At 56.4% G+C, this 13,891-nt stretch carries 10 protein-coding genes, 1 tRNA gene and 1 pseudogene; 3 read left to right on the top strand and 9 right to left on the bottom strand.

Going from position 1 to position 13,891, the window contains the following annotated elements:
* Nucleotides 1-16: 16 nt before the first annotated feature.
* The 3 genes from APU02_RS05775 to APU02_RS05785 all read right to left on the bottom strand — a co-directional run bounded on the left by APU02_RS05775 (nt 17) and on the right by APU02_RS05785 (nt 1,805).
* Nucleotides 17-104 (bottom strand) — tRNA-Ser (locus tag APU02_RS05775).
* 146 nt (nt 105-250) lie between these two features.
* A complete protein-coding gene (locus tag APU02_RS05780; protein ID WP_042288194.1) occupies nt 251-928 on the bottom strand; it encodes an isochorismatase family protein in 678 nt (225 codons plus the stop codon).
* Nucleotides 929-944: 16 nt separating this feature from the next.
* Entirely contained in the window at nt 945-1,805 is an 861-nt protein-coding gene (locus APU02_RS05785) for a pirin family protein (RefSeq protein ID WP_060569516.1), read from the bottom strand.
* A gap of 109 nt (nt 1,806-1,914) precedes the next feature.
* Here APU02_RS05785 and APU02_RS05790 point away from each other — a divergent pair, with 109 nt between their 5' ends.
* Nucleotides 1,915-2,823: a LysR family transcriptional regulator gene (locus APU02_RS05790; RefSeq protein ID WP_060569517.1), complete on the top strand. Its 909-nt coding sequence runs from the start codon at nt 1,915-1,917 to the stop codon at nt 2,821-2,823.
* Nucleotides 2,824-2,896: 73 nt separating this feature from the next.
* On the opposite strand, the gene infA is transcribed toward APU02_RS05790, so the two are convergent.
* From infA to trxB, 6 genes and pseudogenes are all read right to left on the bottom strand, one after another.
* Nucleotides 2,897-3,115 carry a translation initiation factor IF-1 gene (gene infA / locus APU02_RS05795; protein WP_001040187.1) on the bottom strand — a complete coding sequence of 73 codons (219 nt, stop codon included), beginning with the start codon at nt 3,113-3,115 and terminating at the stop codon, nt 2,897-2,899.
* Nucleotides 3,043-3,410 (bottom strand): annotated as a pseudogene (locus APU02_RS25745) (hypothetical protein). Before APU02_RS25745 ends, infA begins: the two are co-directional and overlap by 73 nt.
* Nucleotides 3,411-4,115, bottom strand: coding sequence for a leucyl/phenylalanyl-tRNA--protein transferase (gene aat / locus APU02_RS05805; RefSeq protein WP_042288185.1), 705 nt, complete (start codon nt 4,113-4,115; stop codon nt 3,411-3,413).
* A 42-nt stretch (nt 4,116-4,157) separates the two neighbouring features.
* Nucleotides 4,158-5,879 carry a cysteine/glutathione ABC transporter ATP-binding protein/permease CydC gene (gene cydC, locus APU02_RS05810; RefSeq protein WP_060569518.1) on the bottom strand — a complete coding sequence of 574 codons (1,722 nt, stop codon included), beginning with the start codon at nt 5,877-5,879 and terminating at the stop codon, nt 4,158-4,160.
* A complete protein-coding gene (gene cydD, locus APU02_RS05815; protein ID WP_060569519.1) occupies nt 5,880-7,646 on the bottom strand; it encodes a cysteine/glutathione ABC transporter permease/ATP-binding protein CydD in 1,767 nt (588 codons plus the stop codon). It lies immediately after the preceding gene.
* A 114-nt stretch (nt 7,647-7,760) separates the two neighbouring features.
* A complete protein-coding gene (gene trxB, locus APU02_RS05820) occupies nt 7,761-8,729 on the bottom strand; it encodes a thioredoxin-disulfide reductase (RefSeq protein WP_042288179.1) in 969 nt (322 codons plus the stop codon).
* Nucleotides 8,730-9,273: 544 nt separating this feature from the next.
* Here trxB and lrp point away from each other — a divergent pair.
* Nucleotides 9,274-9,768, top strand: coding sequence for a leucine-responsive transcriptional regulator Lrp (gene lrp, locus APU02_RS05825; RefSeq protein ID WP_000228469.1), 495 nt, complete (start codon nt 9,274-9,276; stop codon nt 9,766-9,768).
* Nucleotides 9,769-9,902: 134 nt separating this feature from the next.
* Nucleotides 9,903-13,790: a DNA translocase FtsK gene (gene ftsK / locus APU02_RS05830; RefSeq protein WP_082636778.1), complete on the top strand. Its 3,888-nt coding sequence runs from the start codon at nt 9,903-9,905 to the stop codon at nt 13,788-13,790.
* The last annotated feature ends 101 nt before the right edge of the window (nt 13,791-13,891 follow it).

Genomic DNA, 13,891 nt, shown 5'->3' on the forward strand with positions numbered 1-13,891 from the left:
GGCTCTTTCTTAAATATGGCGGTGAGGGGGGGATTCGAACCCCCGATACGTTGCCGTATACACACTTTCCAGGCGTGCTCCTTCAGCCACTCGGACACCTCACCATATTGTATTGCTGCCTGACCGCTTGGGGGCAACGGGGCGCTACTATAGGGAGTTGCGCGAAAAGGGTCAAGCAGTATTTACGCTTAACATCTTATTTGGTTACACAGTGAGCAGCAGCCCCGACGGCAGGCGCCGGGGCTGACTTTTAACGCTGAGAATCCAGCGTTTCGTTATGCTTCACCACATCCTGCGCCTTGCTGTAACTTTCAATCAACAGTTGATACGCCGGGAAGACATGGGTATACACCTCAGCCCATTCCGCCGCATCCTCACGGTTCCATGTCCCCTGAAGCTCAGATGCCACTGCCGCCGTGTCCATCGGCACAACGCCCGCCTGAACGACACGGGCAAGGGTGATCTCCTGGGCCATTTTGCTGTAGGTTCCGGACGCATCGATCACCGCAAACACTTTATAACCTTCGGCTACGGCGCTGATAGCCGGAAATGCCATGCAAACGCTGGTAATGGTGCCTGCGATAATCAGCGTTTTCCGACCCGTCGCTTTGACAGCGTCGACGAACCCGGCGTTATCCCAGGCATTAATTTCCCCTTTACGCGCGACATACCTGGCGTGCGGCGCGTTAGCGTGAATTTCCGGGATCAGCGGCCCGTTCGGCCCCTGCGGAACAGAGGCCGTGGTGATCACCGGCATCTTCGCGAGAGTCGCCATTTTCGCTAACGCCGCCGCGCGGGCGCGCAGTTCCGGCATGGGCATATCACCGACCGTCTGAAACAGGCCACTCTGGTGATCGATTAGCAACATAACCGCATCGTTAACATCAATAACCGGGCGTGCGCCATTAAAATTTGCTGGACTGGACATCATCTTCTCCTTCAATTCAGATTTGGCCGAAGTGGCCAGTGTTAAAATCGCGAACGGCTTGCGCGATTTCCTGTTTAGTGTTCATTACAAAGGGACCGTAACCGACGATCGGTTCATTTAACGGCTCTCCTGACAGCAGAAGGACGCTGGCATCGCTGTTGGCTTCCAGGTGCAGCGTTTCACCTGTCTGACTGAGCACCACCAGCTGCGCTTCACCGACTGTGGTCGTGCCATTCACCTTGATCGTGCCTTTCAGAACGACCAGCGCAGTACTCCAGCCATCCGGCTGCGTCAGCGTGACCGGATGCGCCTGCTTAAGTCGCATATCCCACACGTTGAGGGGTGAAAACGTATGCGCAGGCCCTGTAAATTGCCGGTATTCGCCGGCAATCACCCGTAACGTACCGGCGTCATCGGGTAACCCGGCGACGGGAATCTGTTCACGGCTGATGCTCTGATAGCCCGGCGCCGCCATTTTGTCTTTGGCAGGCAGATTCACCCATAGCTGGACCATCTCCAGTTCACCGCCTTTACGGGTAAAGGCATCTGAGTGATACTCTTCATGCAGGATACCCGCGCCGGCTGTCATCCACTGTACGTCGCCGGGACCGATAATGCCGCCGCGTCCGGTAGAGTCCCGGTGCTCAACTTCGCCGTTGTAGACGACAGTGACGGTTTCGAACCCCCGGTGGGGATGCTCGCCCACGCCACGTTTTTCAGTACCGGGCGTAAAAGTGTGCGGACCGGCGTAATCCAGCAGCAGGAACGGGCTTAACTGCTGCGCATGACTTTGGTAAGAAAACAGCGAGCGAACCGGAAATCCATTGCCAACCCAGTGCGGGCGAGGCGCGGTATAGACGCCTGTCACCTGTTTCATCGTAGTCTCCTCATTGGCGTTGTCTTGATGTCAATAAGCTTATATTTAAGACAACGAGCGGAGTAGTCGCTAAAATGGTCTTCATCGTTCTATAAATGAGACAATAAGAATGAAGCCGGATCTCAATGATTTTGCGTGGTTTGTGCATGTGGTTGAGCAGGGCGGATTTGCCGCCGCGGGGCGTGTACTGGATGAACCGAAGTCCAAACTCAGTCGCCGGATTGCGCAACTGGAAGAGCAACTGGGGGTGCGGCTTATTCAACGAACGACACGGCAGTTTAATGTCACCGAAGTCGGACAGACGTTTTATGAGCATTGCAAAGCGATGCTGATAGAAGCGCAGGCGGCGCAGGAGGCCATCGCCGCATTGCAGGTGGAACCACGCGGAGTGGTCAGGCTGACCTGTCCGGTTACGCTGTTGCATGTCCATGTAGGCCCCATGCTGGCAAAGTTTATGGCCCGCTACCCCGAGGTGACGCTGCAACTGGAAGCGACCAACCGACGCGTCGATTTGGTTGCTGAAGGCGTGGATGTTGCGATCCGTGTGCGGCCGCGACCGTTTGAGGACAGCGATCTGGTGATGCGGGTGCTGGCCGATCGGGCGCATCGCATCTTTGCCAGTCCAGCGCTGACGGCGAGGATGGGCGTCCCTGTCTCTCCGGCTGAATTAACCCGCTGGCCAGGACTGAGTCTTTCTGCTGGAAAACATATTCATCGTTGGGAACTCTATGGCCCACAAGGCGCCAGGGCGGAGGTTCATTTTACGCCACGCTTAATTACCACTGACATGCTGGCACTACGCGAAGCAGCGGTAGCAGGCGTCGGCGCCGTGCAACTGCCCATGTTGATGGTAAAAGAACAGCTTTCTGCCGGAGAGCTTATTCCTTTACTGGAAGGGTGGGAACCGAGAAGGGAAGTGATTCACGCCGTTTTCCCGTCGCGGCGTGGCCTGCTGCCGTCCGTTCGGGCACTGGTGGATTTCTTAACAGATGAATATGCGCAGATGACGGAAGAATGAAAATCAGCGTAGACAAAAAAGGCCGGATAAACCGACCTTTTCTCATCTGTACGCCATTGAGGCGTGAAAACAATCAGCGACTACGGAAGACAATGCGGCCTTTGCTCAGGTCGTACGGGGTCAGCTCAACAGTCACTTTGTCGCCCGTCAGGATGCGGATGTAGTTTTTACGCATTTTACCGGAGATGTGTGCAGTAACCACGTGACCGTTTTCTAACTCTACGCGGAACATGGTGTTAGGTAACGTTTCGAGAACGGTACCCTGCATTTCAATATTGTCTTCTTTGGCCATCTAATCCTCTGGGGTATCACTACCGTAATTTGAACCGGCAAGATAATGCCGAAGTTCTTTAAATAAGTAAAGATTTGTACGTTTAAAACGCTGCAAACGAGATTTGGCGCATTACTCCGGATTGCTTCTGAAACACACGACAAAGTCGCACGTGAAGCGCAACGTATAAGGGAGCGATGAGATAAACGATGGGCGTTACCTGACGCGAATGGATCCTTAACGGCAGCGGGGTAATGGGCTAAACCTTCTCTGCGCGGCAATTATAACACCCTGATAAAAAATGTGCCGAAAACATTCACGTCTGAGGCAAAAATAACGTCCGCGGCACCCAGAAATGGCTGGGTAAACGTAACTGACGTAAGGTGTCGAGATGATGCAAATATGTTCTGCGCGGGATTTCAACGGCGCCCAGCGATTGGGTGTGATCGTTCAGCACCTGGCAGTCGAGCAGTTTGCCGCCTTCCCGGATAAATTCTGCGCAGAATACCAGCAGCGCGGTTTTCGACGCGTTTTCCCGGCGGCTGAACATTGACTCGCCGCAAAATAACGCCCCTTGCGAAACGCCGTACATGCCGCCGACAAGCTCATCGTCGCGCCAGACCTCAACGGAGTGGGCGTGTCCTAATTCATGCAGGCGCTGATACGCTTCGACAACGGCTGGCGTGATCCAGGTGCCTTCGTCACGATCGTTCGCGCAGCCTTCGATCACCTGACCAAAGGCATAGTTCAGCGTAACACGATAAGGTGAGCGCTTATGAAAGCGTTTCATGCTGCGGCTGAGATGAAACGTTTCCGGCCAAAGCACCGCGCGCGGATCGGGGGACCACCACAGGATCGGGTCGCCCGGAGAAAACCACGGAAAAATACCGCGCTGGTAGGCCATCAGCAGACGTGCCGGGCTGAGATCGCCGCCAAGCGCCAGCAGACCGTTTGGCTCACGTAGAGCGCCTTCCGGCGAAGGGAAGGCTATTGAGTGACGAGATAGCTGAACCAGCCGCATGACAGCAGAACTCCACTACGCATAAGATCGTTAAATAATAGCTTACAGACCTTGCTTGAACTGGTAATAACGACCCTGCATGGCTAACAGATCTGCGTGATTACCTTGCTCAATAATTTGCCCATTGTCCATGACTATTATCCGATCGCATCGCGCCAGCCCGCGCAGGCGATGGGTCACCATCAGCACCGTTTTTTCACGCATTACTTCAGCCAGTAATTCCAGCATCTGGCTTTCGGTGGTCGCATCCAGCCCTTCGGTTGGTTCATCCAGCAGCATTAACGGCGCGTCATGCAGCAGCGCTCTGGCGATGGCGAGACGGCGAAGTTCGCCGCCGGACAACTGGCGACCGCCTTCTCCTAACCAATTGTTAAGGCCAGCATCCTCAAGCAGTTTTTCCAGACCCACGCGACGCAGCGTATCTGCAAGCGAGTCATCGCTGGCATCAGGCGCCGCCAGCAGCAGATTGTCGCGCAGGGTGGCGCTAAACAGATGTACGCGCTGCGGCACGACGCTCATGGTTTTGCGGAGCGTCGCTTCACTGAACGCAGAAAGGGGGAGATCGTTAATCAAAATCTCGCCCTGTTGCGGATCCCAGGCGCGGGTCAGCAGTTGCAGCAATGTGGATTTACCGCATCCGGTACGGCCCAGAATGGCGATATACTCGCCGGGTTTGACCGTAAGAGACAAGGAATCCAGCGCGTTTTGCGCCTGCTCCGGGTAGCGGAATGACACATCGCGCAGGGTCAACGCCACCCGCGCGGGGACGCTAAAGTCACTTGCCGGGAAGGTCACTTCCGGCTTTTGCTCCGTCAGCTCGGTAATGCGCAATGCGGAAGCGATCACCTGCCCCAGATGCTGAAAAGCACCGGTTACGGGCGCTAAGGCTTCAAAGGCCGCCAGCGCAGAGAAGACAAACAGGGCGATCAGCGCGCCAGGTTGCGCATTTCCGCCTACGCCGCCGGAGGCCATCCACAGCATCAGCAGGATAGCCAGCGCGCCAATCAGCAACATTAGCGCCAGAGAAAGCGCCGTCAGCTCTGACTGGCGACGCTGCGCTTCGTGCCACTGCAATTCCGTGGCTTCCATCTGCGCGCGATAACGTTCGCTTGCGCCGAAAAGGGTTAGCTCGGCCTGACCCTGTAACCACGCGGTGAGTTGCTGGCGATACTGACCGCGCAGATGCGTGAGTTGATGTCCGGTCGCTTTACCCGCGCGATAAAAAGCGGGCGGCATGATAAACAGCGTCAGCAGCATAATGCCGCCAAGGGTGAAGGCGAGGGTAAAATCCAGTACGCTCAGGCCGAGCGTGACCACCATGATTACCACGAACGCGCCCACCAGCGGCGATATAACCCGCAGGTAAAGGTGATCCAGCGTATCCACATCCGCCACCACCCGGTTCAACAGTTCGCCCTGACGATAACGCGCCAGCCCGGCAGGGGAGAGAGGAAGCAGCTTGCTAAACGTGTAAATACGCAGATGCTGCAATACGCGGAAGGTGGCGTCGTGGCTGACCAGACGCTCGAAATAGCGCCCGGCGGTACGGGTAATCGCCGCACCGCGAACGCCTGCCGCAGGCAACATGTAGTTAAAACTGTAAATACCGGCAAAGCCCGCCAGCGCGGAGGCGGAGAGGAACCAGCCGGAGAGCGTCAACAGGCCAATGCTGGCGAGCAGCGTGAGGATGGCAAGGGCAATCCCCAGCGTTAACATCCATTTGTGACGTTTATACAGCGTCAGATAAGGCAGTAACGCGCGCATTTAAATCTCCTCCTGACGATGGGCTAACAGTGTCGCAAACGCGCCCTGCGCTGCGCTGAGCTCGGCCCATGTACCCTGTTCGACAATCCGTCCGTCCTGCATCACCAGTATGGTGTCCCAGTCGGCAAGATCTTCAAGCTGATGGGTAACCATCAGCGTTGTCTGGCGTTGGGACGCCTCTTTCAGCGCCTGCATGACCCGCTGTTCACTGTGCGCATCCAGACTGGCGGCCGGTTCGTCGAGCAGCAGCAATTGACACGGGTTGAGCAGGGCGCGAGCCACGGCCACACGTTGTGCCTGGCCGACGGACAAACGACCAGCCTGATCGCCCACCGGCGTGTCGATTCCCTGCGGCAGCAGCGGCAGGAACTCACTTACCCACGCGCTGTCGAGCGCGGCGCGCAGCTCCTGCTCGCTGGCCTCCGGGCGCGCCAGAAGCACGTTTTCACGCAGCGTTGCGGCAGGCAGTTGGGGATTTTGTCCCACCCAGGAGATCTGCCGGCGCCAGGATTCCGGGATCAAATCACGCAGCTCTACGCCATTGACGCGTAGCGATCCTTGATACGGCAGGAACCCCGACAGCGCATTCAGCAGCGAACTTTTGCCAGAACCGCTGCGCCCCACCAGCACTGCGCGCTGCCCGGGAACGAGGGTAAAGTTCAGCGGTCCTGCCAGCGGCTTGCCTTCCGGGGAGGTAATGATGAGATTTTCGGCGGTAATTGAAACGGGCTCTTTCGTGGAAAGCTCAACCTCGCCACGTTCCGGATGAGCAAGGGGTGTTTCCATAAACGTTTTCAGGCTGTCAGCCGCGCCGACCGCCTGCGCTTTGGCATGGTAAAACGTACCGAGGTCGCGCAGCGGCTGGAAAAACTCGGGGGCAAGAATCAGCGCGAGGAAACCCGCCGTCAGCGTCACGCCCGCGCCGTAGTGCCCGAAGTCCAGCTCGCCCAGGTAAGAGAAGCCAAAGTAAACCGCGACCAGCGCAATTGAGAGCGAGGTAAAGAATTCCAGTACGCCGGAAGATAAGAAGGCCAGACGGAGCACCTCCATGGTGCGCTGGCGAAAGTCCTGTGACGCCGCGCGAATGCTGTCTGTTTCTGCTTCGCTGCGTCCAAAAATACGCAGGGTTTCCATGCCGCGTAACCGATCGAGGAAATGGCCGCTCAGACGCGCCAGCGCCAGAAAATTGCGTCGGTTCGCATCGGCTGCGCCCATGCCGACCATCGCCATAAACAGCGGAATCAGTGGGGCGGTTCCCAGAAGAATAAGCGCAGCAACCCAGTTAGAGGGGAAGATGGCCGCCACAATCAGCAACGGTACGCACACTGCCAGTGCCATTTGTGGCAGGTAGCGGGCGTAGTAATCATGCATGTCGTCAATTTGTTCCAGCACCAGCGTGGCCCAACTGCCCGCAGGCTTTCCCTGGATCCATGCCGGACCGGCCTGTTGCAGACGATCCAGCACCTGACGACGTATTTCGAAGCGAATATGTTGTCCCGCGTGGAACCCGACCCGTTCCCGTAGCCATACGACCCACGCGCGTAGCACGAACACCAGAACCAGGATAACAAAAGGCATCAGAAGCGCCTCGCGGGGGATATTTTCCATGATCATGTGATGTAAAATGCGGGCCATGATCCAGGCCTGGGCGACGATCAACACGCCGCTCACGAATCCCAGCAGACGGGAAATCATCAACCAGCGTTGGGAAATGACGCTTTGCTGTTTTAACCAGCGAGTTAGCTCTTTTTGACGGGTTTTATTCATTGCGCGCTTTGCAGGTGAGTTGTCAGTATTTTTCGGCAGGGCAATGTTACAACGCGACAAAAATAAAGGCGACTTATAGTCGCCTTATTTACTTTTGTTACTGATTTGTAAAACTTATTTGCACGCGTCGGCTAAACCGTCGAGATAGCGTTCCGCATCCAGCGCAGCCATACAGCCAGTACCCGCCGAGGTGATCGCCTGACGATAAATGTGATCCATTACGTCGCCTGCCGCGAAAACACCCGGAACGCTGGTCTGCGTCGCGTTGCCGTGAATACCGGACTGCACTTTAATGTAACCATTTTCAAGTTCCAGCTGCCCCTCGAAAATCGCCGTGTTCGGGCTATGGCCGATCGCGACAAACAGACCCGCCACGTCCAGGGTTTCAATATTGTCGGCATTCTGCGTGTCGCGCAGACGCAGCCCTGTTACGCCCATCTGGTCGCCGGTTACCTCTTCCAGAGTACGGTGGGTATGCAGCACGATATTGCCGTTTTCCACTTTATCCATCAGACGCTTAATCAGGATTTTTTCCGCACGGAAGCTGTCGCGACGGTGAATCAGGTGCACCTCGGCGGCGATGTTTGCCAGATACAGCGCCTCTTCAACGGCAGTATTGCCTCCACCGATAACCGCCACTTTCTGGTTGCGGTAGAAAAAACCGTCACAGGTGGCGCAGGCGGACACACCGCGGCCTTTGAACGCCTCTTCAGAAGGCAGACCGAGATAACGCGCGGACGCGCCGGTCGCAATAATCAGCGCATCGCAGGTGTATTCCGCACTGTCGCCCGTCAGACGAAAAGGACGATTTTGCAGATCCACCTTATTGATGTGATCGAAAATAATTTCGGTGTCGAATTTGGTTGCATGTTCATGCATGCGTTCCATCAGCAGCGGCCCGGTCAGATCGTTAGGATCGCCCGGCCAGTTCTCCACTTCCGTCGTGGTGGTCAGTTGACCGCCTTTTTCCATGCCGGTGATTAACACCGGCTGCAGGTTTGCGCGCGCGGCGTAGACCGCAGCGGTATATCCCGCCGGGCCGGAACCCAGGATAAGCAGTTTACTGTGTTTGGTCGTGCCCATGAGATCCCCATAGTTGTTGGCAGGCAATGGGCAGGATTGTAGGGAATTTACCGACGTAAAAAAAGAGTGCAGCGATTTTGTTAACAATTTGTGTAATAGGGACGGACAATCGGTGGGCCGTTTTGCCGCAAGGGTATAACCAAATCTACTTAAAAGTGGTCAGTTATAAGGTGATAAAATGACGAATTGTCACCACTCGCAATGAATAACTGGCATGTTGTACTAAAAATCGATGTTTTACTTTGACAATCCCCTGCTGTTTTGCGAAAACATTCGAGGAAGAAAAAAACAGTGTTATGTGTGTGCTGCATAATCATGCATGTAAATACCATGTTTACCGGGCTAGCGAAATCTACGCATGGCGTGGACAGACGCCATTCGTGATGTCGATAGCTGCCTTCAGGCAACGGTCTTCTCACCACGGACGCAGGCTTGCGCGCCGCTAATCCCTCTGGGTTCGGTCTGTGGTGATGGGCATCGACTCTGAACATGATGTTTATAGAGTCAGGCAGGAGTAGGGAAGGAATACAGAGAGACAATAATAATGGTAGATAGCAAGAAGCGCCCTGGCAAAGATCTCGACCGTATCGATCGTAACATTCTTAATGAGCTGCAAAAGGATGGGCGTATTTCCAACGTCGAGCTTTCTAAACGAGTGGGTCTTTCCCCGACGCCGTGTCTTGAGCGTGTGCGTCGTCTGGAAAGACAGGGTTTCATTCAGGGCTATACGGCACTGTTAAACCCACATTATCTGGATGCATCACTTCTGGTATTTGTTGAGATTACTCTGAATCGTGGCGCGCCGGATGTGTTTGAACAATTTAACGCCGCTGTACAAAAACTTGAAGAGATTCAAGAGTGTCATTTGGTTTCAGGTGATTTCGACTACTTGTTGAAAACGCGTGTACCGGATATGTCAGCCTACCGTAAGCTGCTGGGTGAAACCCTGCTGCGACTGCCTGGCGTAAATGACACGCGTACCTATGTGGTGATGGAAGAAGTCAAACAGAGTAATCGTCTGGTTATTAAGACACGCTAATACGGAACAGGTGCAAAATCGGCGTATTTTGATTACACTCCTGTTAATCCATACAGCAACAGTGCCGGGGCAACCCGGTGCTGTTGTCCGTTTTAGCACCGGGCAGGAAAAGCCTGAAACCTGGAGAGCCTTTTTTGAGCCAGGAATACACTGAAGACAAAGAAGTCACATTGACAAAGTTAAGCAGCGGGCGCCGACTTCTGGAGGCGTTGCTCATCCTTATTGCGCTTTTTGCCGTCTGGCTGATGGCCGCCTTACTCAGCTTCAACCCTTCCGATCCCAGCTGGTCGCAAACGGCCTGGCATGAGCCTATCCACAATCTGGGGGGGATCCCCGGCGCGTGGCTGGCAGACACGTTATTCTTTATCTTCGGGGTAATGGCATACACCATCCCGGTGATCATTGTCGGCGGATGCTGGTTTGCCTGGCGGCACCAGGCCACCGATGACTATATCGACTATTTTGCCGTTTCGCTGCGACTGATCGGCGTTCTGGCGCTGATTCTGACCTCCTGCGGCCTCGCTGCAATTAATGCCGATGATATCTGGTATTTTGCTTCTGGCGGAGTGATCGGCAGCCTGCTGAGCACCACTCTGCAACCGTTGCTGCACAGTAGCGGCGGCACGATCGCGCTGCTGTGTATTTGGGCGGCGGGGTTAACGCTTTTTACCGGCTGGTCCTGGGTTACCATCGCTGAAAAAATCGGCGGCTGGCTGCTCAATATTCTGACTTTCGCCAGCAATCGCACCCGTCGTGACGATACCTGGGTGGAAGACGACTATGACGATGAAGACGAGTACGAAGACGAGGCCGAGGGTGTGCAGCGTGAATCTCGTCGCGCACGCATCCTGCGTGGCGCGCTGGCGCGACGTAAACGTCTGGCGGAGAAATTTATCAATCCTCATGGTCGTCAGACCGATGCGGCGCTGTTCTCCGGTAAACGTATGGATGACGAAGATGACATTGCCTGGAGCGCTCGCGGCGTACCGGCGGATCCTGGCGATGTTCTGTTCTCGGGGCATCGGGCAACCCAGCCGGACTATGACGAATTCGATCCCCTGTTAAACGGTCACTCCGTCACTGAACCCGTCGCCGCTGCCGCTGCGGCAACCGCCGCGACGCAGACCTGGGCTGCGCCTGCTGACCCGGTGATGCAAACGCCGCAGGTGCCAGGCGCGGAACCTGTCCCGACCCCGCCGACCGTGGAATGGCAACCTGTTCCCGGCCCGCAGACGGGCGAACCGGTGATTGCCCCTTCGCCGGACGGCTATCCGTCCCGGACGCCATCTCCTTCGCAAACAGCGTCACATTACGCGCCGACGCAGCAGCCTGTACAACCTGAGCCGTCGTATTACGCGCCACAGCAGGTTACAGCCCCTTACGTTGAACCTGCCGCGCCGCAACCGCAGTGGCAGGAGCCGGAGCTGACGCAACCGCCAGAGCCGGTACAACCCGTTGCGTATCCGCCGCCGGTTCAGCAACCTGAGCCGGACTACGCCCATCAACCCGTGACAGCGACGCAGTCGACTGCCGAACCTGAGCCCGTGGTTGAAGAGACAAAACCCGCGCGTCCGCCGCTGTACTATTTTGAAGAAGTTGAGGAAAAACGCGCCCGCGAGCGTGAGCAGTTAGCCGCATGGTATCAGCCGATACCGGAACCGGTGAAAGAGCCTCAGCCGGTAAAACCCGCGGTTTCTGCTGCTGTTCCGCCAGTTGAATCGGCGGCGGTCGCGCCTGTCGCCGCTGGGGTTAAGGGTGCCACCCAGGCTGCCGGCGTATCCGCCGCCGCCGCGCCGGTATTTAGCCTGGCGAACGGTGGTGCGCCGCGTCCGCAGGTGAAAGAAGGTATTGGTCCCCAGTTGCCGCGTCCAAATCGTGTGCGTGTCCCGACGCGTCGTGAGCTGGCGTCGTATGGCATCAAGCTTCCTTCCCAGCGTATGGCCGAAGAGAGGGCGCGCGAAGCGGAGCTTCATGACGAGCACTATAGCGACGACGAAATTGACGCCATGCAGCAAGACGAACTGGCGCGTCAGTTCGCCCAGTCGCAGCAGAGCCGTTATGGCGAGACGTATCAGCACGATTCACAGCAGGCAGAAGATGATGATGCCGCGGCAGAAGCTGAGCTGGCCCGTCAGTTTGCTTCCTCGCAGCAACAGCGTTATTCCGGTGAACAGCCTGTCGGAGCGAACCCTTTCTCTTTGGACGATTTTGCCTTTTCGCCAATGAAAGCGCTGGTGGATGAAGGGCCGCATGAACCGTTGTTTACACCGGGCGTGATGCCTGAACCGGCGCAACCGCAACAGCCAGTCGCGCCGCAGCAGCACTATCAGCAACCGCAGCAGCCGGTCGCGCCGCAGCAGCATTATCAGCAACCGCAGCAGCCGGTCGCGCCGCAGCAGCATTATCAGCAGCCGCACCAGCCGGTCGCGCCGCAGCAGCATTATCAGCAACCGCAACAGCCGGTCGCGCAACAACCTCAGGAAAGCCTGATCCATCCGTTGTTGATGCGTAACGGTGACAGCCGTCCGTTGCAAAAACCGACTACGCCGCTGCCGTCGTTGGATCTGCTGACGCCGCCGCCGAGCGAAGTAGAACCTGTCGACACGTTTGCGCTGGAACAGATGGCGCGTCTGGTCGAAGCACGCCTGGCTGACTTCCGTATTAAAGCGGATGTGGTGAACTATTCACCTGGTCCGGTGATCACGCGTTTTGAGTTGAACCTGGCGCCGGGTGTTAAAGCCGCGCGTATTTCTAACCTCTCCCGCGACCTGGCGCGTTCGCTCTCGACCGTCGCGGTGCGCGTGGTCGAAGTGATTCCGGGCAAACCCTATGTGGGCCTGGAGCTGCCGAACAAGAAACGTCAGACCGTTTATTTGCGTGAGGTTCTGGATAACGCCAAATTCCGCGAAAATCCGTCACCGCTTACCGTGGTGTTGGGTAAAGACATTGCCGGCGATCCGGTGGTAGCCGATCTGGCGAAAATGCCGCATCTGCTGGTAGCAGGGACTACCGGGTCTGGTAAATCCGTTGGCGTTAACGCCATGATCCTGAGCATGTTGTACAAAGCGCAGCCGGAAGACGTACGCTTTATCATGATCGACCCGAAAATGCTCGAACTGTCGGTATATGAAGGGATCCCGCATCTGCTGACGGAAGTGGTAACCGATATGAAAGACGCCGCCAATGCGTTGCGCTGGAGCGTGAACGAGATGGAGCGTCGTTATAAACTGATGTCCGCGCTTGGCGTGCGTAACCTGGCCGGCTACAACGAGAAAATCGCTGAGGCGGCGCGGATGGGGCGTCCGATTCCGGATCCATACTGGAAGCCGGGCGACAGTATGGACGCTCAGCACCCGGTACTGGAAAAACTGCCGTACATTGTCGTGCTGGTCGATGAGTTCGCCGACCTGATGATGACCGTTGGTAAGAAAGTCGAAGAACTGATTGCCCGCCTGGCGCAAAAAGCGCGTGCGGCGGGGATTCACCTGGTGCTGGCGACGCAGCGTCCGTCCGTTGACGTGATTACCGGTCTGATCAAAGCCAACATCCCGACCCGTATCGCCTTTACGGTTTCCAGTAAAATTGATTCGCGCACCATTCTCGATCAGGGCGGCGCCGAATCTTTACTGGGAATGGGGGATATGCTTTATTCCGGGCCTAACTCCACCATGCCGGTACGCGTTCACGGCGCCTTTGTTCGTGACCAGGAAGTGCATGCCGTGGTCCAGGACTGGAAAGCGCGCGGTCGTCCACAATATGTCGACGGTATTACGTCCGACAGCGAAAGCGAAGGCGGCGGCGGTGGCTTTGACGGCGGCGAAGAGCTGGATCCGTTATTCGATCAGGCGGTCAACTTTGTGACTGAAAAACGCAAGGCTTCTATCTCAGGCGTACAGCGCCAGTTCCGTATCGGTTACAACCGTGCGGCGAGAATTATCGAACAGATGGAGGCGCAGGGGATCGTCAGCGAGCAGGGCCATAATGGCAACCGTGAAGTGCTGGCGCCGCCGCCCTTTGAGTAACTCTGTTGGCCGGATAAGTCACGAGAGGCTATCCGGCCAATAACCACGAATTCAGTTTAATCTTCTTTCCTCACGCTGAATTTTGGCCTGGAATGGATAGC

The organism is Citrobacter sp. 50677481, from assembly GCF_001463265.1.
Lineage (GTDB): Bacteria > Pseudomonadota > Gammaproteobacteria > Enterobacterales > Enterobacteriaceae > Citrobacter_A > Citrobacter_A sedlakii.